The 24,473-nt window shown below is 61.2% G+C and carries 22 protein-coding genes and 2 pseudogenes; 12 read left to right on the forward strand and 12 right to left on the reverse strand.

Going from position 1 to position 24,473, the window contains the following annotated elements; translation table 11 throughout:
- The first annotated feature begins 14 nt into the window (after nt 1–14).
- Nucleotides 15–2,384, forward strand: coding sequence for a CehA/McbA family metallohydrolase domain-containing protein (locus BLO80_RS09390; protein ID WP_092327630.1), 2,370 nt, complete (start codon nt 15–17; stop codon nt 2,382–2,384).
- Nucleotides 2,385–2,650: 266 nt separating this feature from the next.
- Nucleotides 2,651–3,415, forward strand: coding sequence for an SDR family NAD(P)-dependent oxidoreductase (locus tag BLO80_RS09395; protein WP_092327631.1), 765 nt, complete (start codon nt 2,651–2,653; stop codon nt 3,413–3,415).
- A gap of 176 nt (nt 3,416–3,591) precedes the next feature.
- Here BLO80_RS09395 and BLO80_RS09400 read toward each other — a convergent pair whose 3' ends face one another.
- Nucleotides 3,592–4,407, reverse strand: coding sequence for a helix-turn-helix transcriptional regulator (locus tag BLO80_RS09400; protein ID WP_092327633.1), 816 nt, complete (start codon nt 4,405–4,407; stop codon nt 3,592–3,594).
- A 94-nt stretch (nt 4,408–4,501) separates the two neighbouring features.
- On the opposite strand from BLO80_RS09400, the gene BLO80_RS09405 reads away from it, so the two are divergent.
- Together BLO80_RS09405 and BLO80_RS09410 are read left to right on the forward strand one after the other, a co-directional pair.
- Entirely contained in the window at nt 4,502–5,458 is a 957-nt protein-coding gene (locus BLO80_RS09405; RefSeq protein WP_092327634.1) for a threonine dehydratase, read from the forward strand.
- Nucleotides 5,459–5,749: 291 nt separating this feature from the next.
- Nucleotides 5,750–6,259: a hypothetical protein gene (locus BLO80_RS09410; protein ID WP_175459473.1), complete on the forward strand. Its 510-nt coding sequence runs from the start codon at nt 5,750–5,752 to the stop codon at nt 6,257–6,259.
- A 131-nt stretch (nt 6,260–6,390) separates the two neighbouring features.
- Here the strand turns inward: BLO80_RS09410 and BLO80_RS09415 are convergent, their stop codons facing one another.
- The 5 genes from BLO80_RS09415 to BLO80_RS09430 all read right to left on the reverse strand — a co-directional run bounded on the left by BLO80_RS09415 (nt 6,391) and on the right by BLO80_RS09430 (nt 9,936).
- Complete coding sequence (locus BLO80_RS09415; protein ID WP_170866797.1) at nt 6,391–6,981, reverse strand: helix-turn-helix domain-containing protein; 591 nt, start codon at nt 6,979–6,981, stop codon at nt 6,391–6,393.
- A gap of 53 nt (nt 6,982–7,034) precedes the next feature.
- The gene (locus BLO80_RS29880) at nt 7,035–7,196 is read right to left on the reverse strand and encodes a hypothetical protein (protein WP_170847644.1); all 162 of its coding nucleotides are present in this window, start codon (nt 7,194–7,196) and stop codon (nt 7,035–7,037) included.
- A gap of 122 nt (nt 7,197–7,318) precedes the next feature.
- Nucleotides 7,319–8,032, reverse strand: a complete 714-nt coding sequence (locus tag BLO80_RS09420) for an ABC transporter ATP-binding protein (RefSeq protein WP_092327637.1) — start codon at nt 8,030–8,032, stop codon at nt 7,319–7,321.
- 3 nt (nt 8,033–8,035) lie between these two features.
- On the reverse strand, nt 8,036–8,881 hold the full coding sequence (locus BLO80_RS09425) for an ABC transporter permease (protein ID WP_092327639.1): 846 nt from the start codon (nt 8,879–8,881) through the stop codon (nt 8,036–8,038).
- Between the two features lie 62 nt (nt 8,882–8,943).
- Entirely contained in the window at nt 8,944–9,936 is a 993-nt protein-coding gene (locus BLO80_RS09430) for an aliphatic sulfonate ABC transporter substrate-binding protein (RefSeq protein WP_092327640.1), read from the reverse strand.
- A gap of 302 nt (nt 9,937–10,238) precedes the next feature.
- Between BLO80_RS09430 and BLO80_RS09435 the strand changes: the two genes are divergently transcribed.
- Nucleotides 10,239–11,186, forward strand: a complete 948-nt coding sequence (locus BLO80_RS09435; RefSeq protein WP_092327642.1) for an ABC transporter substrate-binding protein — start codon at nt 10,239–10,241, stop codon at nt 11,184–11,186.
- 280 nt (nt 11,187–11,466) lie between these two features.
- Here the strand turns inward: BLO80_RS09435 and BLO80_RS09440 are convergent, their stop codons facing one another.
- Together BLO80_RS09440 and gstA are read right to left on the reverse strand one after the other, a co-directional pair.
- A complete protein-coding gene (locus BLO80_RS09440; protein WP_092327643.1) occupies nt 11,467–12,417 on the reverse strand; it encodes a DNA/RNA non-specific endonuclease in 951 nt (316 codons plus the stop codon).
- Nucleotides 12,418–12,540: 123 nt separating this feature from the next.
- Entirely contained in the window at nt 12,541–13,140 is a 600-nt protein-coding gene (gene gstA, locus BLO80_RS09445) for a glutathione transferase GstA (RefSeq protein WP_092327926.1), read from the reverse strand.
- A gap of 113 nt (nt 13,141–13,253) precedes the next feature.
- Between gstA and BLO80_RS09450 the strand changes: the two genes are divergently transcribed.
- From BLO80_RS09450 to BLO80_RS30600, 3 genes and pseudogenes are all read left to right on the forward strand, one after another.
- Nucleotides 13,254–14,159: a transcriptional regulator GcvA gene (locus tag BLO80_RS09450; RefSeq protein ID WP_092327644.1), complete on the forward strand. Its 906-nt coding sequence runs from the start codon at nt 13,254–13,256 to the stop codon at nt 14,157–14,159.
- Between the two features lie 164 nt (nt 14,160–14,323).
- Nucleotides 14,324–15,001, forward strand: a pseudogene (locus BLO80_RS30595) (PAS domain-containing protein); the annotation flags it as partial.
- Between the two features lie 114 nt (nt 15,002–15,115).
- Nucleotides 15,116–15,589: pseudogene (locus tag BLO80_RS30600) on the forward strand (methyl-accepting chemotaxis protein); the annotation flags it as partial.
- On the opposite strand, the gene BLO80_RS09460 reads toward BLO80_RS30600, so the two are convergent.
- Entirely contained in the window at nt 15,570–17,204 is a 1,635-nt protein-coding gene (locus BLO80_RS09460) for an ATP-binding response regulator (protein WP_092327647.1), read from the reverse strand. The pseudogene BLO80_RS30600 and the gene BLO80_RS09460 sit on opposite strands and share 20 nt — an antisense overlap.
- A gap of 131 nt (nt 17,205–17,335) precedes the next feature.
- Here BLO80_RS09460 and BLO80_RS09465 point away from each other — a divergent pair, with 131 nt between their 5' ends.
- The gene (locus BLO80_RS09465) at nt 17,336–17,725 is read left to right on the forward strand and encodes a hypothetical protein (protein WP_092327649.1); all 390 of its coding nucleotides are present in this window, start codon (nt 17,336–17,338) and stop codon (nt 17,723–17,725) included.
- Between the two features lie 62 nt (nt 17,726–17,787).
- Here BLO80_RS09465 and BLO80_RS09470 read toward each other — a convergent pair whose 3' ends face one another.
- The 3 genes from BLO80_RS09470 to BLO80_RS09480 all read right to left on the reverse strand — a co-directional run bounded on the left by BLO80_RS09470 (nt 17,788) and on the right by BLO80_RS09480 (nt 19,716).
- Entirely contained in the window at nt 17,788–18,210 is a 423-nt protein-coding gene (locus tag BLO80_RS09470; protein WP_092327650.1) for a hypothetical protein, read from the reverse strand.
- 44 nt (nt 18,211–18,254) lie between these two features.
- Nucleotides 18,255–18,761: a hypothetical protein gene (locus tag BLO80_RS09475; RefSeq protein WP_092165132.1), complete on the reverse strand. Its 507-nt coding sequence runs from the start codon at nt 18,759–18,761 to the stop codon at nt 18,255–18,257.
- Between the two features lie 316 nt (nt 18,762–19,077).
- On the reverse strand, nt 19,078–19,716 hold the full coding sequence (locus BLO80_RS09480; RefSeq protein ID WP_092327652.1) for a response regulator: 639 nt from the start codon (nt 19,714–19,716) through the stop codon (nt 19,078–19,080).
- Between the two features lie 100 nt (nt 19,717–19,816).
- On the opposite strand from BLO80_RS09480, the gene BLO80_RS09485 reads away from it, so the two are divergent.
- The 3 genes from BLO80_RS09485 (at nt 19,817) to BLO80_RS09495 (ending at nt 24,412) form a co-directional block, all read left to right on the forward strand.
- Nucleotides 19,817–21,424, forward strand: a complete 1,608-nt coding sequence (locus tag BLO80_RS09485) for an ATP-binding response regulator (protein ID WP_092327654.1) — start codon at nt 19,817–19,819, stop codon at nt 21,422–21,424.
- Between the two features lie 174 nt (nt 21,425–21,598).
- A complete protein-coding gene (locus tag BLO80_RS09490) occupies nt 21,599–23,653 on the forward strand; it encodes a 2Fe-2S iron-sulfur cluster-binding protein (RefSeq protein ID WP_092327655.1) in 2,055 nt (684 codons plus the stop codon).
- Between the two features lie 129 nt (nt 23,654–23,782).
- A complete protein-coding gene (locus tag BLO80_RS09495) occupies nt 23,783–24,412 on the forward strand; it encodes a glutathione S-transferase family protein (protein WP_092327657.1) in 630 nt (209 codons plus the stop codon).
- The last annotated feature ends 61 nt before the right edge of the window (nt 24,413–24,473 follow it).

The raw sequence follows: 24,473 nt of genomic DNA on the forward strand, positions 1-24,473 counted from the left end.
GCACGAGGTGTCATGTGAGTAACGTTTTCGATCCCCGCGAAGCCGGGCATTACATCGCCCCCCAAGGCCTGTACGAGCGCAACAAGAAACGTCCGTTCCTGGGCAGCGTCCACTGCGACCGTGACACGCTGGTCGCCGGGCAGTGGGATGAAATCACCCTGGTCTATGAGGTCGGTGGCAGCGGCCTGGCCGACGGCGCGTGGCTCAAGCTGGCCTTCAAGTTCTATTCCGACTGGGCCTTGTTCCAGACCTCGAACCCGGCCGGCCCCAACTATGTCAGCGCCGAATACCAGGCCGGTGAGCTGGTCCCCGGCCAGAGCCAGGCCACGGTGCAGCACTTGAAGGTGCGCTTCGACCAGAAGGGCCATGAACGGCCATTTCAGAAAGCGATCATCATCGACATCATCGACGGGTACCTGAACCCGGGGGATAAAGTCATCATTCGCCTGGGCGACCGACGCCAGGGCGGGGCGGGGACGCGGGTACAGAGTTTCGTCGAGAAGGACTTCCGTTTCCGCCTGTTCATCGACCCGCTGGGCAGCTCGAAATTTGCCGAAGTGCCGGGCGACCCCTTGTTGGACATCGTGCCGGGACCGGCGCAGCGTGTGCAGCTGATCGTGCCTCGACTGGTCAGCGCCGGGGAAGCATTCGATGTCCTCGTGCGGGTGGATGATGCCTGGGGCAACACCTGCCGAAACCTGCCGCTCGAGGGGGTACTGACCCTGGTCGATCCGGAGGGCGGCGAGCGTCGACAGCCGTTCACGCTGGCGTCCGAAGGTTGGGCGACGGCCCGGCTCGAGGCGCTTGACCTCGGCGCCGTGGGCGAGTGGCGTTTGTCCGCCAACGTGGCGGCGCCGTTTGTCGACGGGGCCCAGGCCTTCGTCACTGTCGACCCGGCCGGTACGGCGTTGCGCCCGCTCTACGCCGACCTGCATGTGCACTCCGATGACACGGTGGGCACCAACGACACGCTGTACAACCTCAGCTACGGTCGCGATGTCGCCGGGCTCGACGTCCTCGGCTACACCGCCAATGACTTCAATATCACCGAGCAACGCTGGGACCAGGCGGTCAAGCTGATCCACGAGCTCAATGAGTCGGGTCGATTCGTGTGTTATCCCGGAACCGAATGGTGCGGTAACTCTTGTGCGGGCGGCGACCGCAACGTCGTATTCCTGCATGACCGCAAACCCGAGTTCCCCTTCGACAATCAAGGGCGACTGGTGCGTTCCTTCGAATGGAACGAATTCACCGCCGGCACCATCAAGCCTGGCGCCTGGCCGGTGGACGAGTTGTACGCCGCCTATGCCAAGGACCCCGAAGGCCATCTGATGATGCCCCATGTCGGTGGACGCCGTTGCAACCTCGACTGGCATCACCCGGAACTCGAGCGGCTGATCGAGGTGGGTTCGGCCTGGGGCCAGTTCCATTGGGTCTACGCTGAAGCGCTGCAGCGTGGCTATCGGGTTGGCGCCGCGGCGAATAGCGATGAGCACCAGGGTCGCTGCGGTGGCGGCGTTCCGGCCACGGCGGTGTTCGGCTCCCGTGGCGGGTTGACGGGTGTGGTCGCCGAGGCTTTCGACCGCGCCAGCGTCGGCAAGGCCTTGCGCGCCCGCCGTACCTTCGCCACGACCGGTGAGCGTGCGTTCGCCAGCCTGCGCCAGGGCAAGCACTTCATGGGTGAAGTCTTCACTGCCGATTCGAATGCCTCCCTGGACTATCGACTGCTGGGGGAGGCCGGGTGGGAGCAGGTCGATCTGTTCGACGGCGACCAGTTGATCTGGTCGCGCAACCTGCACCAGGAACTGGGTTTCTGCGCCCAACGCATTCGCCTGCGCCTGGGTGGCGCGCGGATCAAGGACCGCTATCGCGGTGCGTACTGGACTGGCGAAATCCGTATCACCGGCGCGGTCATCAATGGCTTTCGCGCCTTGGGCCTCGACCATCCCGAGCAGACCGTATGGCGCAAGGACGCCACAGTCCTGGCGTTTCGCACCGACACCAACGGCGATACCGACAGCATCGAAATCGACCTGTCGCAACTGGCCGGCGCCACGCTGCAGATCCACAGCCGTATCGACAATTACATCAAGGTCGGCGACCCGTCCGAACCGCAACCTTACGTGCACGCACCGACCGTGGTGATGGAGCTGTCCGGCGATGAGTTGTTGGCGCAATCGCAAGTGGTCGAGGAGTTGCCGGGCGCGGAGTTGAAGCTGTCCCTGGAACGGATGACCGCTGCACCGTTGCCCCGCGAGTTGCAGGGGCGCATCGAACTGGCCCGCTTGGGGCTTGATCCAGGGCGTGAACACCCCTTGTTCATCTGTGCCCGCCAGCGGGATCAGTCACGGGTCTGGACCTCCGCGCTGTTCCTGACGCTGTAGGCGCTGTCGAGTGCAACGAGGCTGCGATCTTTCCCCAGACACTTGAATCTCAAGCGAAAGATCAAAAGATCGCAGGCTTCGCCAGCGCCTACAAAGCCCGGCGGGACTCTCTCTGGTCACATTTGCGCAAAACTCCGACAGTCCCAGCAAGCCTGCGAAAGCCTGGCCGTCGCCATTGCGAGAAAGTGAAGTCGTCGATAACGACAGCGCCCACGGGCGCCGGGCGGGCGAATGTCTCGTCTGCCCGTTCACGCAGGAGAGCGATCATGACCGATATCCAACACAACATTCCCCACGAAGTCCAAGGCAAGGTTGCACTGGTCACTGGCGCCGCCAGTGGCATCGGCAAGGCCATCGCATTGCTGTTGCATGCCCGCGGCGCCAAGGTAATCGCTGAAGACATCAACCCCGCCGTCCATGAGCTGGCCCGTCCCGGGCTGGTGCCGCTGGAGGCCGACATCACCGAGGATGGCGCCGCCGAGCGCGCTGTCGGCCTGGCCGTCGAGCAGTTCGGCCGGCTGGATATCCTGGTCAACAATGCCGGGATCATCATCAATAAACTGGTCATCGACATGACGCGCCAGGACTGGGAGCGCATCCAGGCGGTCAACGCCACGGCCGCTTTCCTGCATTCACGCGAAGCGGTCAAGGCGATGATGCCGAACAAGTCGGGGGCCATCGTCAACATCGCGTCCTACGCGTCCTATTTTGCCTTCCCGACCATTGCCGCCTACACCGCGTCCAAAGGTGCCCTGGCGCAACTGACGCGCACCCTGGCCCTGGAAGTCATCGAGCATGGCATTCGCGTCAATGCCATCGGTGTTGGCGATGTGGTCACCAACATCCTCAATGACGTGGTCGAGGACGGTCCGGCGTTCCTCGCCCAGCACGGTGAAGCCGCGCCCATCGGCCGGGCCGCACGGCCGGAAGAAATTGCCGAGGTGGTTGCGTTCCTGGCCTCGGATCGCGCGAGTTTTGTGGTCGGTGCGGTGGTCATGGCCGACGGCGGCATGACCGTTACCGCCGGCTGAATCGATTGCTGGATGACACCAGGGTCACCGGCCGGGCTGTGCACCCGGCCGGTGTTGTTGTCAGAGCTGCGCCCGACGAAGCCTGCCGCGTAACGGCAGCCCGTTTTCATCTGGCGTGGGCAGTGGTCGCCTGACCAGGCCCATGCCTTCGCTGACCGGTACCGTGCCCAGAGGGTTCAGGGCCTCGAATACCCGCGCAGCTGCGCCGGGCTGACGCCCAGGCGTTGCTTGAACAGCGTGGTCATGTGCGCCTGGGAATTGAAGCCGCAGATGTGGGCGATATCGATCAGTCGGGCGGTTGAATCGCGCATCAGCGCCCGTGCCTTGGCGAGGCGTCGGTCGATCAGGTAGCTGTGTGGGCTTTTGCCGGTCGCCTGCTTGAACGCCCGCATGAAATAACCTTCGGACAAACCCAGCAGCCCGGCCATTTCCTTGACCCCCAGCGGGCCGTCGAGACCGGCGTCGATGAATTCATCGAGCAGGCGCATCCGGCCGCCCGTGATCGAACCTTGGGAGTGTGCCGAAAACCGCTTGTGGTCCTTCACTCGCTCAGCCAGCCCGAGCGCCCAGGCTTCCCAATCGTCCTCTGCCGTGGCACGCAGCAGTGCGCTGCGCATTCTCAAGGCGAGGGTGATGGCCTGCGGGTCAATACGATTGTTGAATGCATGTTTCGCCGGCAACGCCAGGCCGTCGGTGCGCACCATCCGCAGGTATTCACCGCCCCGGGGGGATTCGGAGAACACGTCGCACCCGGCGGGAACGAATGCCAGGCCGTTGGGCAGCGCCTCGAAGGGCAACACGCGGTCGCTGCCGATGGCGTGCCGGCCACGCTGACTGTCGAAGGCAAAACCGATCGCCGACTGGGGCGCGACGTAGCGGGTCGCGTAGGCACAGCCGGGGAGCAATTCGATCGCCCAGGGCCCTGCCTCGATACGACGGACCGGTTCAGACAGGGGCGGTGGTTGATGGTTTCGCGTGTTCATGAACAGCATAGTAATGAAGAGCGGGCCTGAAAGTCAGGTCAGTTTTCTGAAAGCCCCGTCGCCGGCGCGCTGATTAGACTGGGCAAAACCAGGAGGCCCAATCATGCACACACTGACCCGCGACGACATCGAACACGCTGCCCGCCATCTCTATCAATTCATGCCCGCCACGGCCCAATACGCCTGGCCGTTGCTGGCTGAACGGTTGGGTTGCACGGTGTGGGTCAAGCACGAGAATCACACGCCGACCGGGGCCTTCAAGGTGCGCGGTGGCCTGACCTTCACGCACTGGCTCAAGCGCGAGCATCCCAAGGCGAAAGGCATTGTCACGGCGACGCGCGGCAACCATGGCCAGAGCCTGGCGCTGGCGGCCACCGCCTTGGGTTTGAAAGCGTTGATCGTCGTGCCGCAAGGCAACTCGGTGGAGAAGAACAATGCCATGCGTGGCTTTGGCGGCGAGGTGGTCGAACACGGCCGAGATTTCGATGAGGCCCGGGAAGAAGCTGCACGCCTGGCCCACGCACAAGGCCTCTACCTGGTGCCGCCGTTCCATCCTGAGTTGGTCAGGGGCGTGGCGACTTATGGGCTTGAGCTGCTCAAGGCGGTGCCGGACCTCGACACGGTCTACGTGCCGATAGGCTGTGGGTCGGGGATTTGCGCAGTCATCGCCGCCCGCGATGCCTTGGGGCTGAAAACCCAAGTGGTGGGTGTCGTGTCCACCGAGGCCGTCGCGGCGAAGTTGTCATTTGAAACGGGAAGACTGTGTGAGACCGCTTCGGCGAATACTTTTGCGGACGGTTTGGCCGTGCGCAGACCCATTCCCGAGGCCTTTGCCCTCTATGGGGCCGCTGCGGCGCGGATCGTCGCGGTCAGCGATGCGGAAATAGCCGAGGCCATGCGGGTGTATTACACCGACACCCATAACCTGGCCGAGGGCGCAGGTGCCGCAGCCTTGGCGGCACTCATGCAGGAACGTGAAGCGATGCAGGGGAAAAAGGTGGGAGTGATTCTGTCCGGCGGGAATATCGACCGGCCGGTGTATGCCCGGTTGATTGGCTGAGCCCTCGTGGCGGGAAACCCTTGGGGATATTTAGATCGATTATTTCTTACGGTTATTGATATAGGTTTGAATGGCATATCCATGACCGAAGAATCGAAGCTGTCGCTTTGAAAGTGTCTGCAATGAAAGCGCAGTTCATGCAGCAGCAGACGACTTGGCGTGTGTCGCTCCGGTAAGCCTGTCTGAACGTTCATTGCTGCTGTTCGATCGCCATCTTGTCGGGCCCGGGTCAATGCTTAGAATCCGCCCCATCAGCTCGTCCGACTCTCGAACCTTACAGGGAACACCACCATGATGAACGCCATGCAGATGCCAATGCCGATGAACGCCAACATGCCGATGATGCCAATGATGGGCATGCCGATGATGATGGCGACCATGACCTGCGAAATGATGGACGACGGCATGATGTGCAAGATGATGCCAGCCGCCGGCATGGACATGGCCATGTTCAAGAACAGCGCCGACATGATGCAGATGATGATGAACTGCGGCATGCCGATGATGATGCACTGCGGCAACATGAGCATGATGTGCATGTCCCAGGCGAGCATGGCCATGCCGATGGCGAGCATGATGATGCCAATGCCGATGATGGGCATGCCGATGCCGATGATGAAGTGCGTGATGGAATGCACGGTGATGGCGGACTGCATGATGTGCAAAGTCATGCCGATGGCGGGCATGAACATGGACATGATGAAGAACTGCTGCGCCTTGATGATGAAGATGATGAACGACTGCAGCATGCCGATGATGATGAGCTGCAACGGCATGCCGATGATGTGCTGCACCTGCTGATTACAGCCGGGCAACGTCCTTGAGACTGGCCCCGTGGCGAGGGAGCTTGCTCCCGCTGGGCTGCGCAGCCGCCCCCATTTTGTGAGCGCTGTGCACTCAAACGGGAGCAAGCTCCCTCGCCACAGGCGGGGTCAGTCCAGGCGTTCCGGGTAGGTGACCACCAGGTACGCCACCGCTTCGCTGTCGGCCGGGTTGCGATAGCGGTGTGGTTGGTCGGCATAAAACAGAATCGAGTCGCCAGTGGAGAGCAGATAGCGCTCGTCGTTGACGCTGATCTCCAGTACACCCTGGGACACCACCAGGTTCTCCTGAACACCGGGCCCGTGCCCTTCGGACTGGTCCTCACCCAAGGGGCCCAGGCGCAGCTCGTAGAATTCCGACTGGCGTGCCACATCGAACGGGAACAGGGCACGGCTGACAAAGGCGCCACTGGCGCTGACCAGGCGTTTGCTCTGGCTGACCGACAGCACCGCCACCCCCTCGAAAGCCCGATGTTCCAGGAACGCGGCAACCGACACCTTCAGGCCCTTGGCAATTTTGCACAGTACCTTGATCGAGGGGACGCTGCGTCCGGACTCGATCTGCGCCAGCATGGCCCGACTTACCCCGCACTGACGAGCGAGGGCGTCCAGGGACAGGTGGCGCTTGCCACGAAGGCGTTGCAGGTTCTGCGCGACCCGTTCGCAAATCGGATCTTCATCCAAGGCTTCCAGGTTGTTCAGATCCACTTCGGGTTCGTCGGCACTCGCCAAAAAACGCGAGGGTTCCTGGGTGCTCACGCCTGGTACGTCCTGGTCGGCTGGAACGCCTGGACCCACTGGAACGCCTGGTAACCGGCATTACGCGCGTACATTTCCCACATGGCCCGGGCCAGTTGCTGAGCCTGCTTGCGCTTGCGGAACTGGACGAAGTCGATAACGTTGTCAGTCGGTTTCATAAGGCACTTCACTATCGTGACCAATGGGACGGGATGAGCTGAGAGTACGTGGTTATGTTTATAACCATAAATACTGATTGTTTATTGGTTAATGCTTTTAAGTGCTTAGCGAGGCGCCTTGATCAAATTACATGGGCACGCTGCAGTTCGGTCAGGGCCAGCGCCTTGAGTCGGGCCAGCAACGGGTCGCGCCGGTCTCGCGGATGGTCCAGTTGCACCGTCAACGCTTGGCGAATGCGGCTGGGGCGGTTGTCCATCACCAACACCCGGTCGCTCAGGTACAGCGCCTCGTCGACATCGTGAGTCACCAGCAACAAGGCGATCCCGTGCCGCTCGGCCAGTTGCAGCAACAGGTCCTGCAATTTCATGCGGGTGAAGGCGTCCACGGCGCTGAAGGGCTCGTCCAGCAACAGCACCTGCGGTCGCGCGTACAGGCCACGGGCAATCGCCACCCGCTGCGCCATACCGCCGGACAACGCCTTGGGCAACGCGTCGGCAAAACCCGTGAGGCCGACTTCCTCGTTCAACTGCGCGACCCAGGCCTTGTCGTAATCGTCGTCATCACTGAACCCGATGTTCTGTTGCACCGTCAGCCAGGGCATCAATCGCGGCTCCTGGAACACAAAGGCCAGGTGTTCGGTGTGGCTGAGCAGTTGCCCTTCGAAGTCTTTCTCCAGACCGGCGACGATGCGCAGCAAGGTGCTCTTGCCACAGCCGCTGGGGCCCAGCAGGCACACGGTTTCCCGGGGTTGCAGTTGCAGGTGGATATGATTGAGCACGGTGGTGTCGGCGAAAATCTTGCGCTCGACGTGGATGTCCAGCAGGGCTTGGGTCATGGTTCACTCCTCGGTGCCGTTAAAGGTGTCGCGCCAGGCCAGGAAATGTTTTTCCAGGGCGGCGAGGATGCCGTCGCTGAGCTTGCCCAGCAGGGCGAGCACGATGATCGCCGCCAGCACGATGTCCGGGCGCGAGGTTTCGCGGCCATCGCTGAGCAGATAGCCCAGGCCTTTGGTCGCGGCGATCAGCTCGGCGGCCACCAGGAACATCCAGGCCAGGCTCATGCCGCCGCGCAACCCAGTGAACAGGCCGGGCAGAGCGGCGGGCAGGAGAATCCGCCATACCAGACGGCGGCGGCTGAAGCCGTACATTTGGCCGACCTCCACCAGCTTGCGGTCGATGTTGCGAATCGCTGCCACGCCATTGAGGTACACGGGAAAGAACGCGCCGATGGCGATCAGCACCACCTTCGAGGTTTCGTCGATGCCCAGCCACAGCAGGAGCAATGGCACCCAGGCCAGGCTGGGGATCGAGCGCAGGCCGGCGAAGGTCGGCTCCAGATAGGCTTCGGCCTCCCGGCTCAAGCCAACCCAGGCGGCAAAGAGCAACGCCAGGCTGGCGCCGATGGCAAAGCCCAGCAGCACTCGCAACAGGCTGGCGCTGATATGTTTCCAGAGCGCCCCCTCGGCCAGGTCGCCGAGGGTCAGGGCGATCTCGCTGGGGGCCGGCATCTGGTAGGCGGGCAGCCAACCGATGCGCACGATGATCTCCAGGAACACGATGATCAGCACCGGCAGGGCCAGCCCCTTGAGGCGCAGCCGCCAGCGCTCGGGATTGAACAGGGCCGCTTTACCCGATGCGGACAGGGCCAAATGGGGGCTGGAGAGGTCTTCGCTATTACTGCTCATGGCGTTCCTCCGGCAACGCCGAATCCGCGCCAGGCGCGGATCGGCTGTCGCCTGGGCAAGGGTTATTGACGGGCCACGGCCTGCTGGCGGCCGGTGTCGAGCAATTGATCGATCACTTGGTCCACATTCACCCCGCGACGAACCAATTCTTCCGAGACCAGGATCGGCGCGGCAGCCTTGGAAGCCAGCACATCCTTGGCACTCAACTGCGGGCTGCCCAGGTCGGTGCGGGACAGTTGCAGCCGGGCGACTTCCAGCGGCAGTCCGGATTCGTCGGCCAGCAACTTGGCCAGTTCTTGCGGATGCTCCACCGCCCAGGCCCGGGCCTGTTCGTAGGTCGCAAGCACGGTGTCGATGGTCTGCGGATGCTCCTGGGCATATTTCTCCGTGACGCTGACCACGCCGTAGCTGTTGAAGGCGGGGTTGCGATACAGCAGGCGCGACCCGGCTTGTACTTCGCTGGCGGCCATGTGCGGGTCGAGACCGGCCCAGGCGTCGACATCGCCTTTTTCCAGGGCGGTACGACCGTCCGGGTGCTGCAGGTGCACCAGCTCCACATCGTCTTTCTTCAGCCCGGCCTGTTGCAGGCTGCGCAGGGTGAACAGGTAGGGATCGGTGCCTTTGGTGGCGGCGATTTTCTTGCCCTTGAGGTCGGCGACCGTCTGGTACGGCGAATCCTTGCGCACCACCAGGGCGGTCCATTCGGCGCGACTGTAGACATACACCGACTTGATCGGGCTGCCATTGGCCCGGCTCAGCACCGCGGCGAGGCTGGCGGACGAAGCGAAGTCGACGCCGCCGCTGTTGAGATATTCCAGGGAACGGTTACTGCCTTGGCTCAGGACCCAACTGACCTTGGTCTGGGGCAAGGCCTTTTCCAGGTAACCGAAGTGCTTGAGCACCAGGCTGACCGGCGAGTAATACGCATAATCCAGGTGCACTTCGGCCGGGGGGCTTTCTGCGGTCTGGGCCAGGGATGGCAGGCTCAACGCCAGGGCACAGGCACCGATCAGGAATCTGGCCAGGGCCAGTGAAAAACGGAAGTCGGGTTTCATGGAGCAGCTCCAGCAAGGCGGCGAGAAGGCAATGTTCTTATTTCCGAAAGATCGGAGCGCGGAAGAAAATCGCGCTTGAAAGGAATATTGCAGGCTCTGTGCCATAGCCGGCGAAAGGGCGGTTTCCGGGTACCGCCATGGGGTGAAGGCTTCAAGGAAATGTTGCCGGGGCAACAGTCTGTTGCGGCACTGTTGGGTCATGGACAGTGACTGTTTATGACTATGAGCTTATGCGCTAAAAGAATTTCTAACGAGAATTACAAGAGCGTTATGTTCTATGAAATTCACTCAGGAATGCTTTCATGAAGTTCGCCCGATCCCTGCGCCGTCTGCTCCTCAGCACATTGTTCGTCGCTCCCTGGCTCCAGGCCAGTGAGCCGTTGGTCCTGCATGTCGGCGATCAGAACTATTACAACGTGCGGGCCTCGGTGGAGGCCTCGGGGGTGCTTGAGGGCGCCCCCTACCGCGTCGACTGGAAACACTTCCAAGCCGCCGCGCCCCTGGCCGAGGCGCTGAATACCGGCGACCTGGACCTGGGTTTCCTCGGCGATTCGGGGTTTCTGTTCCTGGCTGCCAAACAGGCCCCGGTGAAACTGATCGGTGTTTCGCGGCAGAACCCGGACACCATTGCGCTGTTGGTGCCCAAGGACTCACCGGTCAAGACCATCGCCGACCTCAAGGGCAAGAAGGTCGCCTATTGGCCGGGCGCGTGGAGCCAGCAACTGACCCTGCGGGCCCTGGAGCAGGCCGGCTTGCCGGAGAACCATGTGGAATTCATCAAGCTGATGCCGATCGACGCGGCGGCGGCCTTGCCCCAGGGCAGCATCGACGCCTTTCCGGTGTGGGAACCCTACATCTCGCAACAGATCCTGTTCTCCGGCGCCCGGCCGATCCTGACGGCGAAAAACCTCATGCCCGGTCTCAGCGCGATTGCCGCTTCGACGCCGGCCATCGACAGCAAGCGCGAAGCCATCGCCGACTTCCTCGGCCGCGTGAAACAAGCCCGTACCTGGGTCGACAACCACACCGACTCATACGCGGACTTGTGGGCGAAAAAGGCCAACCTCGACCAGAACGTCTCACGCCATTGGTTGCGCCAGGCCCACATGAGCGTCGGCCCGGTGGATCGACAGGCCGCCGCCGACCTGCAAAGCACTGCAGACTTCCTGTTCAAGGTCAAGGCGCTGCCAGCCCCGCTGGCCACTGCCGGGATTATCGACACCTCCTTCAGCCACGCCTTGAGCGAATAAGGCCCACCGTTTTTTTTTCGCTCGCCAACATCCCATGCAGCTTCAATCCCCTGTGGGAGCGAGCTTGCTCGCGATAGCGGTGGGTCAGCGTGCAGAGATATTGACTGTGCCGCCGTCATCGCGAGCAAGCTCGCTCCCACCGTTTTTTGAGTCGCTCGCCAACATCCCATGCAGCTTCAATCCCCTGTGGGAGCGAGCTTGCTCGCGATAGCGGTGGGTCAGTTTGCGGGGATGTTGACTGGTGCCGCCGTCATCGCGAGCAAGCTCGCTCCCACCATTTTCAAAGGCGGATGTCCTCAGGCCCACGGATCGGCGCTTCAATCCTCGTACCTGTCAGTCGTTCTTCATTGGAAAAGCCGTCGTAGTCGGCCAAGTCGCCGAAGCGGATACCGGTCAGCGCTTCAATTCGATCGACGCTGCGTCGGTAGGTCTTGAGCGCTCCGAACACAAGTTCCAATTTTTCCAGTTCCTGGCGCTGGTCAATCATGTAGGCACTGGCCGAAGGTTTGCCGTCGTCACCGAGAAAGGCCACGACTTTCCAGAACGCAGTGGGGATCTGTACGCCTCTGTACGTTTGATCATCGCCGCGGAACAACGGCCCGGTAAATATCGTCGCCCTGGCTTTCCACCGGCGCGTGTTATCGAGGATGTAATCCTCGAGCTCGAGCCAGGTTTTTTGATTGAAGGCTGCCATCTGCGGCGAGCAATTGGTGAAGTGGAAGGTGTCGTTGTTAGCGGTCTGTGCGTCGGCGCCCCAATTGGGGTCCTGTCGTCGGACCAGGTGACCGCGATCCAGCAAATTGCCAGCGTACAGCGCTTCTCCAATCTGGGCATCGCTGGGGATTCGGCCGTCGTATGCCCAGGCATCACGACCCCGGTCGATCTCGACACTGCGGGCACCATCGATGTTGACGCCCGCCACCAGGGCCAGGCGTCGCCGTCGCGAAAGAACGATAGAGAAGTGCTGATAATCCAGGCGATTGTCGACGGTGCCGGTCGGGTAGACGTCATCGACCAACGCTGCTTCTACGCTTGGCCAAGGCACGATGAAGTCGCCGAGAAAGCCGCTGTCGTATCCCCGCCGGTCCCGCAACTGCACCGCCGGTGTGACGGCCGGCTCTGCCTGTTTACCCAGTGTGCCGGACACGCGCCTGACGGGTTCCTGCAGGGGCTGCAGATCGGCAAGCCGTGGTCGATGGGCGAAGTCCACCGGGAGTCCTTGTGGTGGCATGATCCTACCTCACTGAATGGGAACGAAAGTAATCAGCAAACGTAGCGAGCATGCTCCGGCACCATGAATTTTTTATGATGCTGCCTTGCGGACAAAACCGCGAAGGTGATCGCTTGCCTGTGACTAGGCCGCCTCCGCCGCCATGGCTGCCCGGACGCTGGGGCGTGCGGCGATTCGGGTCATGAACGACGCCAGCACCGGCCAGTCCCCGATCTCGATATTGAACGACGGCAGCCAGTTCAAAACGGTAAACAGATAACCGTCGGCCAGGCCGAAGCTGCCCATCAGGTAGTCCTGTCGTGCAAGGGCCTGGCTGAGGTAGTCCAGGCGCTTGAACAGTCTTGCCTTGAAGATCGCCTTGGTGGGCTCTGCGATATCGGCGTTGAACAGCGGGGCACAGCCGCTGTGGAGTTCGGCGCTGATGAAGTTCAACCACTCCTGCAGGCGAACCCGCTCCCAGGTGCCATTGGCCGGGGCCAGCGTGTTGCCGGGGGCCAGGTCGGCCAGGTACTGGACAATGGCGGGCCCTTCGGTCAGCACGCTGCCGTTTTCCAACACCAAGGCGGCCACGTAGCCCTTGGGGTTGATGCTCAGGAAGTCGAGCCCGTCGGCGGTTCGCTTGGTCTTGTTGTCGACCCGGATCAATTCGAAGGGCAGACCCAATTCCCGCAGCACGATGTGCGGGGACAATGAGCAGGTCATGGGGGCAAAGTACAGTTTCATGGTTTCCTCACAGGCGGGGGACGGGCCGTCAGAATCGGTGAGGGGCGGGACATTTTCAAAGGACATCTTCAGTGCTAGCGTATGACAAAATCTCATGAGTGCAGCAAACCTCCATGGCCACCCGAATCCCCTCTCTCAATGGCCTTAAAGCATTCGAGTCAGCCGCCAGGCACATGAGCTTTACCAACGCCGCAGCAGAGCTGAACGTCACTCAAACAGCCATAAGCCATCAGATCCGCCGGCTCGAAGAGGAACTGGGTGTGCGCTTGTTCCTGCGGCTCAAGGACGGCCTGGCCCTGACCGCTGAAGGTCAGGCCTATTTCCCAGGCGTTAGGGCCGCCTTCCATGAGCTGCGCTATTGCACCGAGACGTTGCTGGAAAGCCGCAACAACAGTGTCTTGACGATCAGCACCCTGGTTTCGTTTGCCTCCAAATGGTTGCTGCCGCGGCTGGCCTCCTTCCAGCAGGCGTTTCCCAATATCGATGTGCGCGTCACTGCATCCACCGAACGGGTGGATTTTCGCAAGGGCGGCGTCGATGCGGCCATCCGTTACGGTGTCGGCGAATGGAAGGGCGTGCGGGCCGACTGGCTGATGGCCGACGAAATCTTCCCGGTCTGCAGTCCCAGGCTGTTGCAAGGTCCCACCCCCTTGCAGGACCCCGGCGATCTGGCCCGGCACACCTTGTTGCAGGTCAGCGGGGTGACCCGTGACGACTGGCGTTCATGGTTGAGTGCCGCTGGCCAACCGAAAAGCCTGGCCGAAGGCAGCCGGCTCACCTTCGACCTGGCCATGATGGCTGTGCAGGCGGCGGTCGACGGTCTGGGGGTGTGCATCGGCCGCTCAACGTATGTCGAGGACGACCTTAAGGCGGGCCGCCTGGTTGCGCCCTTCGATCTGCGACTGAAGTCTGACCTGGGTTTTTACTTCGTCACCCCACATGAACTGGCCGATGCCCCGAAGGTGCAGGCCTTTAGAACCTGGCTGATGGACTCGGTGGGTTTTGGCGCCGAAACATAATTACGCCATACCGTTCAGCCCCCAGCTAGCCGGTCGATATGTATATAAAGGTCCGGTTACTTCGAGGGTACGTCATGTTTAATAAAAAACTAAAAGATGAACTGACGGCTAGGATGGCCGAATTGGCAACGTACAAAGGATTGGTCGGCGCTCTGGAGCGGTCGATGGCGGTTATCGAGTTCAGCCCCGATGGCAAGGTCCTTCGGGCGAACGAGAATTTCCTGAGCACGATGGGTTACCGTGCGGAACAATTGGCCAGCCTGTCCCATCGGGATTTCTGCCCTCCTGCATTGGCGGGCAGCGCCGAGTACCGTGAATTCTGGAACAAGTTGCGCACCGGTCAATTCGTATCCGGCACGTTTCACCGCCGCAGCGCGTCAGGCCAGAACGTGTGGCTGGAAGCCAGCTACAACCCGGTGGTGGACGAACAAGGCCGTGTCGTGAAGGTGGTCAAGTACGCACTCGATGTCACCGCCAAGGTGACCGCCGAGGCCGAAACACGCGGCCGGCTGGCGGCCCTCGACCGAGCCATGGCGGTCATCGAGTTCGACCTGGGCGGCAACATCCTGACCGCCAACGACAACTTCCTGAATGTCATGCACTACTCACTGGCTGAACTCAAGGGCAAGCACCACCGGATGTTTTGCGAACCGAGCCTGGTGAGTAGTTCGGAGTACAGTGATTTCTGGCGTCGTCTGAACGCCGGTGAGTTTTTCAGCGGACAATTCAAGCGTCTCGGCAAAAACGGCAAAGTTGTCTGGCTGGAAGCCAGCTACAACCCGGTCTACGACGCCGAAGGCAAGTTGTGCAAGATTGTGAAGTTCGCCAGTGACATCACCGAACGGGTAGAGAAATTCGAAGAGGACTCGCGCGGCGCCTCCCGTGCGTACCACATTTCCGCCGAGACCGAACGCGTGGCCGAGCAGGGCGCCCTGGTGATCCACCAGACCGCCAAGGAGATGCGCGAGATCGCCGACAACATCGGCGCCTCCGCGCGCCTGGTTGGGCAACTGGGCGCACGTTCGGAAGAGATCACGGCCATCGTCAATACCATTCGCGGCATTGCCGACCAGACCAACCTGCTGGCCCTCAACGCGGCCATCGAGGCTGCGCGGGCCGGCGATCAGGGGCGAGGGTTCGCGGTGGTGGCCGACGAGGTCCGGCAACTGGCCGGGCGCACCAGTCGCTCCACCTCGGAGATTGCCGAAATGATCGGCATGATCCTCTCCGAAACCCGCGATGCCGTCGCGAGCATGAACGTGACCCACGAGGGCGCCTTGCGCGGTGTCACCCTGGCAGACCAGGCCGGATCGGTCATCGTGCAGATCCGGAACGGGACCACCGATGCCCTCGATGCGGTGAGCATGTTCGCCTCCAAGCTCGACGAGTCCGAGGTGATTCCCAAGACGGCTATCGGCTGGGTGGGGTGAGGTGAGCTGAGCCCTCGCCCTGGCGATCCATGGACTTGAGCAGTTCAAGCAAGACTGTTCGCAGCTCCGGCGGTCGCACGGGCTTGGCCAGCACCGAGATATTCAGGCTTTGCAATGACTGGCGTATGCGCTCGATCTCGTGTCCGGTGATGACCAGCGCCGGGACTTGCCAGCCGCGCTGCTCGCGTATCGCGGCAATGCATTCGGCGCCCGAGACTTTCGTGCCCAGGTCGAAATCGGCGATGACGATGTCGCAATCGCTGGTCAGCCCCTCGCCGTCACTGTGGGCCTCAACCTCGCAACCCCATTTTTCCAAAAGCGCCGACGTCGCCATCAGGACGTTGGCGTCGTCTTCCACCAGGCACACCCGTAATCCGTCCAAACGATTCTGGACGGGCGACACCTTGGGCGCCATGGCCCTTGGCGCCGCCAGTTCCAGGCCGCTGATCGCCACCTTGGTGCCTTGTCCGACCGTGGAGCGGATGTGGACATCGACACCGAGTATCTGGCTGATGCGCTTGACGATGGACAGGCCCAGGCCAAGGCCCTCGACATCCTTGTCGCGCACATGGCGCACGCGGTAGAACTCCTTGAACACTTCGGGCAAATGTTCGGCGGCAATGCCGCGCCCCTTGTCGTAGATCACCACGGCCAGGCGCTTGCCCTGGCGCCGCACGCCGATCAGTACCGGTTGGCCGGGCGCGTATTTGAGGGCGTTGGACACCAGGTTCTGGACCATCGTGGTCAGCATGCCTGGATTGACGCTGACCCAGTAAGGGCTGGCGCGCAGGCGCAGTTCGACCCCAGCCCAGCGAGCCGCCTCGGTGTTCTGCTTGACCACGTCCTGTAGTAGCGCGCCCAAGTGGACGGTCTCGGCCTGCGGCACCAGCTTGCCGTGGTCCAGGGTGTAGATGTCGAGAATCGAACGGAACAGTTGCGACACGGTGTGCAGCGAACGGTCGATGTTGTCCACCAGCCGCAATTCCTCCAGGCCCAGCCTGGCGTCACGCAGGCAGGCGGTGAACAGGCCGATGGAGTGGATCGGTTGGCGCAGGTCATGGCTGGCCTGGGCCAGGAAGCGGGACTTTTCCTGGTTGGCGGCAATCGCCTCCTCGGAGGCGATGCGGGTGCGCTTGAGCAGGATGTGCGCATAGGCCGGCACCACGATGGTGGTGACGATCAGCATCAGGAACATATAGGGTTGGGTACGCCAGAACGGGTTGAGCCAGAAAATCAGCACCAGGGTCGACAGTGCGATAACGGTTGCCAGCGCCAAGTAGCGCGAGCCGAAGCGCATGCCATTGCCCAACGTGACCCAGAGCAGTGCGGCGTAGATCGGCAGTGCGCCTTCGCCACCGACGATCATGGAGAAAGCGACGCCGGTGTAGTCATGCAACATGGCGAAGAGACGCCGCCAGAAGAAATGCCCCGGCCAGCGTTTGATTGCCATGCGCAGGAACACCGAGGCGAAGATGAACGTGCTGATATAGACAATGATTGGCACATAACGCGCGGCGTCTTGGGAGAGGCTGGCCAGCACGACGATATACAACAGCGCACAGGCGCTGACGGTCAGGCGCAACGTGGCCTGGTCGAGTTCACTGTTCTTTTCCACGGGCGTTCGAACCTCATGTGTCTCTGGTGCCTTGAGCAAGCGTAGCGCCTAGCCCATCTGTGCTATTCAGAATTATTGCCCGAGTCAGGATACTTCAGGAGGCATGACCACTCAGGACGTTGGGAGAGTACATGAACGGAATCGTTCGTTTTTTCAGTGCGATCAGCGCCACGATACTGTGTGTTTCAGCGGCCCATGCAGGTAGCCAGGCGTGCACGATGGAAGGTGAAATGACCGTCATGGGGCAACACATCGAGGCGAAAGACTGTGTGCAGGCGAGCGATAAGCAACCGGTGGCCAAGTTCCGCTCCAGCTGTGAATCCTTCGCCAACATGCCGGTCGCGTTTGGTGGCGAAGCGGGCAGGATCACCTACTCGCAAACCTGTCCGGAGAATCCCCAGGGCACTTGTGTGAATGTGGACGGGCAGGGCGTGGACTTTTATTACTACAGGCGTACCGCTGAGCTGTTGGACAGCACCCGCAAGAGTTGTGCCTTGAGCGGAGGGACCTGGAAGGAGTAGTTCGAGCATCACGGTCGTCGTTGCTTGAGGGTTGGGGACAGGCTCGACGCCGTCCCCAACGATCAATAGGATCTTTTGTTGACGCAGGTGTGGGCGAACCGGTTGAAGCCGTCGTTCGCATCGAAGTTGGTGACGACGTTGTTTTTGTCAAAGGTCAGTGTAATGACACACGTCCCCGGCCTGATCGACGTGTCCCAATGGTTGGTCGTGACCATTACACCGTTTTGCATCTGGGTTTCGCTGCCCAGATAGATGTTTCTCCGATAAGAGCCATTCATGAACCACTGGAGCGTTTTCTCTCCAGTCGCGTCGGAGACCGACTGCCGATCAGGCTCACCATAAATGTCCACGGCCTCGGCCAGTGTCTTGCCGCGCCACATTTGCCGGGCAATGATCTCCTCCAGGCCACCGGTGGTGCCGCATCCGGTCAGCAGGGTGCTGGCAAATGCCAATACCCACAGCCAACGCCCATTGTATCTGCGCATCAAGACCGCCTCTCTTCAAGCCACCGATCAATGACGTCAGTGTCTTAGTAGACCCGGTAGTACTTGACCACGTCATCGACGAAATAAATGGTCAATACCGAACCTTGGGTCTGGCTTTGGCCCGTTTTCCCGCCGGTCACGCTGCTGACGTCGTTAGCCACGGTTTGTGCCTTGGACAGTTGTGCCGAGGTGTCGGCCATTTTCATGCGCGTCTCGGTCGACACGTACTTATTGGCCAGCTTCATGTATTTATCCAGGCCCTCATCACTCTTTTCATAGGTCCAGTTCGACTCGTTGCTGGAGCTGGTCGAATTGAGCTCTTCATTTGTCGGCGCGCCGAACATTTGGGTGATCTGGCTTTTTGTCGTCTTGCCCGGAATGATCGTTTGCTTGAGGTAAGAGACGTCGTATTTTTTGGCGCCCTGATTCAGGGAGCCCATCAAGTTGCCCAAGTTGCCCAAGTCACCGGTGTTTGCACAACCGTTGAGTACGCCCGCCAGTACGCACAGCGCCAATCCATTTCTAAGTGTTTTTCCATATTCGAAGGACATGATGACTTACCTTGAGTTAATGTCAGGACCATTCCATTTCAACCGCGCAGACGGTGAAGTTGACCCAGCATTGCGCCGCCTGTGGACTTATTTAATCCATAGGCTTCGCACGCCATGACGTTTCGATAGGCACAGTAATACTGCACGGCGAATGGCGCGTTGGCTTTCTTTATGATTGGCTGTTTGAACAGCCTTTGTATGGAGCGCCCACAGCTTAGGGGGAGAGTACTGGGCGAAGCTATAGTACAAGTGTGCTATGGCTTGGGAGGCGAGCAGGGAGGGTGACGCTCAATGAATATTTGCGGCCGTCATACATTTAATTGTCTTGTTTTTCCGACCATCCTCCATGGCTTGGGAAGTTGGAAAATTGCGCCGCGGCCGCCGCGCGCGTGGGGACACCCAGGGCTTTGAGCAGGCTCGAGACATGGATGCGCACCGTGAAGGGGGAAATGCCCAGGTCCCGGGCTATTTCCTTGTTGGTCTTGCCGGCCGCGATCAACCCAAGCACTTGCCGTTGGCGCACGGTCAGCTGGGAAAGCGCGTCGTCCTGTACCGAGCTTTCAGCTTGATACTTCACCACCACTTCGCCTTCGCGTATTGCCATGATGGCGTCGGCAATACCGGAGGGGTCGATATTCTTGCCGATGAAACCGTCGGCCCCCAGCGCCATCACCTGGGAAATAACATCGATGTCATCCATCATGGAAACCACAATAATGGAGGTCCGTTTGAATTCACTGCGCAACTGGCCTATGACTTGCAGCGATTTGATCCCGGGAAAGCGCAAGTCGAGTATCAGGGAGTCCACTTCCACCCCGGAACGCGCCAGCGCCAATACTTCATCCAGATTGCCAGCTTGTTCAATGGTGGCTGTCGGCAGAAGCCGTTCGATGGTTCTCAACATCCCTTCACGAAACAAAGGATGGTCATCGGCCACAATGACTCTGCACGTCATGCTTCAGATCCTTCTGACTTCAAGTTCACGCATCGTAACCCAAACTGCCCCTCGGATTTCAGTTTGAAACAAACTTTCATGTTGGAATAGTCCTGTGAATATGACGGAAAAGAATAGCGAGCTTGATCAGGCTACATTGAGATTGACGGTCGGGGCATGTACTGCGCTCTACATCATTGTGGTGGCCTTTCTGGCCAGCGACTTCGAAACCTATGTACCGATCCTGTGGTACATGGCCTTTTTCTTCGGCACCGCGCTCCCGCTGCGCATGGCGGTCAAGCGCTGGCCCGGGCACTTCTTCCTGCGTCGTCTTTTTGCCATGACCTTGGATTATGCAAGCCTCGCCTTTGCCTTGATCGTGGGTGGAGAGGGCATGCTGCCGGTGTACGCGGCAGTGCTCTGGGTCACGTTGGGCAATGGCATGCGCTTCGGCTCGCGCTACCTGGCGCTGGCAACCGTTCTCGCGCTGTCGACCCTGGGGGTGATTTTCATGCTCACGCCGTTCTGGCGTGGCCAGCCCTATCTGTTCCTGACGTTGATCGTCACCACCATCGTGGTGCCTGCCTATGCGCATATCCTGCTGACCCGTACCCGCATCGCTTCGGAAGAGGCGATTGCCGCGAACCAGGAGAAATCCCGCTTCCTGGCCCAGGCCAGCCATGACTTGCGCCAGCCGATCCACTCGATCGGCTTGTTCACCGCCTGCCTGCGCGATGCCCGGCTGGGACAGGAAGAGCTGCGACTGGTGGACAACATCGACCGTTCGCTGCACATCGTGTCGCAGCTGTTTCGTTCGATCCTGGACATCTACACCCTCGACAACGGGCAGCTTGAACCGCAGGCCGAACCCGTGCACCTGGGCGCGTTGCTCCAGGACGTGGTCAAGCAGAACACCGAAGCCGCTCGCTGGGCCGGTGTCGAGTTACGCCTGCGGCCTTGCCGGCACTGGGTCAGTGTCAATGCCGGTTTGTTGGCGACCATGGTGCAGAACCTGGTCTCCAATACGCTCAAATACGCCCCCGGCCAACCGGTATTGATCGGTGTGCGTCCGAAAGGCAGTGGCCTGGCCATCGTCATCTACGACAAGGGCCGGGGCATTGCCGCCGAACATCTGCCTGAGGTGTTCAAGGAGTTTTATCGGGTACGCCACGTCCGTGACAAGGATGTCGAGGGACTGGGCCTGGGGTTGTCCATCGTCAAGCGGATCAGCCACCTGATCAATCTGGACATCCAATTGCACTCCCGGCTCGGCCAGGGCACGCGCGCCATGATCCAAGGGCTGGAAAGGGTCGCGCCAAGGGCTGTGGTAGACAGACCGGTGCCCACGCAAAGCCGTTTGCAGGGTTTGCGGGTGTGCCTGGTGGAGGATGACGCCAACGTGCTGATGGCGACGTCTGCGCTGTTGGAGAAGTGGGGATGCGAAGTGGAAACCCACAGCGACGGGGTGGGTGTGACCAGTGACTGCGACATCATCATTGCCGACTTTGACCTGGGTACGAAAGTATCGGGCGCCGAATGCATCGCCGCGATTCGCGAACAGCGGGGCTGGGAAGTCCCCGCCATGATCATGACCGGCCATGAAATCGAAAGAATTCGCCACGCGCTGCACCACATGAACATTTCGATCCTGGCCAAGCCCGTGCGGCCTCCGGAGTTGCGGGCGACCTTGCTCGAATTGACCAAGCATTTCGCCAGTGTCAGGCCATGAGCCCACCATTCCAGTTTATGAAACGGTGGATTGCAGTTTGTGCGTATTCCTGCGCAACCGCTTTGGGCAGAAGATGACCCCAGCCACTTGCACACCCGTGCAGAAGGTGGCGGAGAATCCCTAACCGTAGCGCACTGGCGCAGGCGTTCATGCTGCGAGCGCGAGGAGTAGCTGATGGACGAAGCCCTGCAAGTAAAAAACTCGCCCTGGCACGAAGGAGAGCTGACCTTGCAGCGCTCCGTCGGCGCAGTCGACATGATGGCCAGTGTCGGCCAACGGCAACTGGCGCGTACATGGATGCCGGACCAGCACCGGGAGTTCTACGCCCAGTTGCCTTTCGTGATACTGGGGGCGGTGGATCGGCAAGGCGACGTGTGGGCGACCCTGCGCACGGGGCAGCCGGGTTTCATGAATTCGCCCGATCCGCAGACCCTGCACATCAACCTCGAGCCCGAGCCGAACGACCCGGCCCAGGAGGGCATGGGCGAGGGGGATGCCATCGGCATGCTGGGGATCGAATTGCACACCCGTCGGCGTAATCGCATGAATGGCGTCGTGCGTCGTCAGCTTGCCCCAGGGCTGGAGATCGCAGTGAGCCAGGCCTATGGCAACTGCCCTCGCTACATCAACCTGCGCCAGTATCAATTTGTCGACGCACAGGATGTCGCGCCGCGGCAGTTGACCGCGTCAGACCCGCTGGTGCGGCGCCTGGTGACGGCGGCCGATTCGTTTTACATCGCCACCTACGTGGTGCGCGATGGCGAGCGGCAGGTCGATGCTTCTCACCGTGGCGGCAAGCCGGGGTTCGTGCGCATGGATGAAGACGGGTCGCTGACCATTCCGGATTTTTCCGGCAATCTGTTCTTCAACACCCTGGGCAACATCCTGCTCAACCCACGGGCCGGGCTGGTGTTCGTCGATTTCCAGACCGGCGATCTGTTGCAAATGAGTGGCTCGGCGCAAGTCTTGCTGGACGATCCCCAGATCAATGCCTTCCAAGGCGCCGAGCGGTTGCTGCGCTTCACACCGCAACGCATCGTCCATCGTCCGGCCGCCATCGCGCTGCGCTGGAAGGATCAGGAGGAAGGCGATTCGCCCAATTCATTGATGACCGGCAGTTGGGAGCAAGCCGCCGAGCGTTTGCAGGCTGAGGCGCTGCGTAGCCGCTGGCGTGCGTTGCGGGTTGCGCGAGTCGTGGATGAGAGCCACAACATTCGTTCGTTCTACCTACAGGCGAGCGATGGCTTGGGTTTGCCCCGGTTTGAAGCCGGGCAACATTTGCCGGTGCGGATCCAGCTGGAGGGACACAAAGCGCCGTCGATCCGGACCTATAGCGTTTCCAGCGCGCCGTCGGATGACTTCCTGCGCATCAGCGTCAAGCGCGATGGATCGGTGTCGTCCCACCTGCATGAGCAGGTGCGGGCGCTGCACGAGATCGAAGCGCGGGCGCCCCAGGGCCATTTCACCGTCCAGGCCACCGAGCGGCGTCCGTTGGTATTGCTGGCAGCGGGGGTGGGCATCACGCCGCTGTTGTCGATGTTGCGCGAGGTGGTTTACCAGGGGCAACGCATCAGCCGCATGCGCCCGGTCTGGCTGGTGCAAAGCGCCCGCTCGGTGGCCGACCTGGCGTTCCGTGAAGAGATCGACGAACTGGCCGCCCGTGCCGGCGACAAGCTCCAGATTGTGCGCATGGTCAGCCAACCGCCCACCGAAGCAACGGTGGGTGAAGGTTATGACCTGGCGGGCCGGATCGATGTGGAACTGCTGAAGAAACTGCTGCCGCTCAACGACTACGACTTCTATCTGTGCGGGCCGGGCAGCTTTACCCAGGCGCTGTACGACGGGCTGCGCAAATTGCGCATCCCTGACGATCGCATCCATGCGGAAACCTTCGGTCCCTCCACCCTTGTGCGGGACATCGAAGTCAGCATGCCGGCGCCCCAGCAAGTGCCGGCCGCGACTGAAGCGGTGAAGGTCCTGTTCGCCAGTTCCGGCAAGGAGGCCCGTTGGGAACCCGGCGGCGGAACGCTGCTGGAACTGGCCGAGGCGCGCGGCCTGAACCCGGAATTCAGCTGCCGCGGCGGTTCCTGCGGCACCTGCAAAACCCGCTTGAGCCGCGGCCAGGTGCATTACCTGAGCCAGCCGGCCGAACCGGTTGGCGAGGGCGAAGTGCTGATCTGCTGCGCGGTACCGGCCCAAGGCAGCGAGCCGTTGGTGCTTGAAGTCTAGGCTTGCGATCGTTTCACAGGGTGAAATGGTGGATTGTAAAAGCTGGTTATTCCACTGTCCGGAGCAGGAGCAGAGGATAGCGCCATCGACGCGATCATCGCTTCGAGCCCAAACAACATGGAGTACGTCATGCCTGAGAACGCGATCAAACTTTATCGCCACCCGTTGTCGGGTCACGCCCATCGTGTCGAGCTGATGCTCTCGCTGCTGGGCCTGCCGACCGAGCTGGTATTCGTGGACTTGATGAAAGGCGAGCACAAGACCCCGGAGTTCCTCGCCATCAACAGCTTCGGTCAGGTGCCGGTGATCGATGACAACGGTGTGGTGCTGGCCGACTCGAACGCGATCCTGGTTTACCTCGCGGCCAAGTACGGCGAGGGCCAGTGGTTGCCCAGCGATCCGCTCGCCCAGGCCCGGGTGCAGCGCTGGCTTTCGGTGGCCGCGGGCCAGATCAACCAGGGGCCGGCCAACGCCCGATTGATCACCGTGTTCGGTGCCGGCTATGACGCCGAAGACGCCATCAAGCGTTCCCACGCCCTGTTGAAGGTGATGGAGACGGAGCTGGGGCAAAGCCGGTTCCTGGCCGGTGAGCAACCGACCATCGCTGACGTGGCCGCGTACACCTATGTGTCCCACGCACCGGAAGGCAACGTCGCGCTGACCGACTACCCGAACGTCCGTGCCTGGCTGGGCAGCATCGAAGCCTTGCCGAATTTCGTCGGCATGCAGCGCACCGCCAAGGGCTTGCAGCAAGCCTGAGTCAAACCGCAGGCGCTTGCCGGGGCCATCTTCCGGCAAGCCTTGAGGCCGTAACCGCCAC

It is taken from the genome of Pseudomonas sp. NFACC56-3 (genome assembly GCF_900100025.1).
GTDB lineage: Bacteria > Pseudomonadota > Gammaproteobacteria > Pseudomonadales > Pseudomonadaceae > Aquipseudomonas > Aquipseudomonas fluorescens_AA.

Bases quoted from the DNA above. Each gene is read 5' to 3' on its own strand.
- BLO80_RS09395 (WP_092327631.1), top strand. From the start codon at position 2,651: ATGACCGATATCCAACACAACATTCCCCACGAAGTCCAAGGCAAGGTT.
- BLO80_RS09400 (WP_092327633.1), bottom strand. From the start codon at position 4,407: ATGCTGTTCATGAACACGCGAAACCATCAACCACCGCCCCTGTCTGAA.
- BLO80_RS09405 (WP_092327634.1), top strand. From the start codon at position 4,502: ATGCACACACTGACCCGCGACGACATCGAACACGCTGCCCGCCATCTC.
- BLO80_RS09410 (WP_175459473.1), top strand. From the start codon at position 5,750: ATGATGAACGCCATGCAGATGCCAATGCCGATGAACGCCAACATGCCG.
- BLO80_RS29880 (WP_170847644.1), bottom strand. From the start codon at position 7,196: ATGAAACCGACTGACAACGTTATCGACTTCGTCCAGTTCCGCAAGCGC.
- BLO80_RS09420 (WP_092327637.1), bottom strand. From the start codon at position 8,032: ATGACCCAAGCCCTGCTGGACATCCACGTCGAGCGCAAGATTTTCGCC.
- BLO80_RS09425 (WP_092327639.1), bottom strand. From the start codon at position 8,881: ATGAGCAGTAATAGCGAAGACCTCTCCAGCCCCCATTTGGCCCTGTCC.
- BLO80_RS09430 (WP_092327640.1), bottom strand. From the start codon at position 9,936: ATGAAACCCGACTTCCGTTTTTCACTGGCCCTGGCCAGATTCCTGATC.
- BLO80_RS09435 (WP_092327642.1), top strand. From the start codon at position 10,239: ATGAAGTTCGCCCGATCCCTGCGCCGTCTGCTCCTCAGCACATTGTTC.
- BLO80_RS09440 (WP_092327643.1), bottom strand. From the start codon at position 12,417: ATGCCACCACAAGGACTCCCGGTGGACTTCGCCCATCGACCACGGCTT.
- gstA (WP_092327926.1), bottom strand. From the start codon at position 13,140: ATGAAACTGTACTTTGCCCCCATGACCTGCTCATTGTCCCCGCACATC.
- BLO80_RS09450 (WP_092327644.1), top strand. From the start codon at position 13,254: ATGGCCACCCGAATCCCCTCTCTCAATGGCCTTAAAGCATTCGAGTCA.
- BLO80_RS09465 (WP_092327649.1), top strand. From the start codon at position 17,336: ATGAACGGAATCGTTCGTTTTTTCAGTGCGATCAGCGCCACGATACTG.
- BLO80_RS09470 (WP_092327650.1), bottom strand. From the start codon at position 18,210: ATGCGCAGATACAATGGGCGTTGGCTGTGGGTATTGGCATTTGCCAGC.
- BLO80_RS09475 (WP_092165132.1), bottom strand. From the start codon at position 18,761: ATGTCCTTCGAATATGGAAAAACACTTAGAAATGGATTGGCGCTGTGC.
- BLO80_RS09480 (WP_092327652.1), bottom strand. From the start codon at position 19,716: ATGACGTGCAGAGTCATTGTGGCCGATGACCATCCTTTGTTTCGTGAA.
- BLO80_RS09485 (WP_092327654.1), top strand. From the start codon at position 19,817: ATGACGGAAAAGAATAGCGAGCTTGATCAGGCTACATTGAGATTGACG.
- BLO80_RS09490 (WP_092327655.1), top strand. From the start codon at position 21,599: ATGGACGAAGCCCTGCAAGTAAAAAACTCGCCCTGGCACGAAGGAGAG.
- BLO80_RS09495 (WP_092327657.1), top strand. From the start codon at position 23,783: ATGCCTGAGAACGCGATCAAACTTTATCGCCACCCGTTGTCGGGTCAC.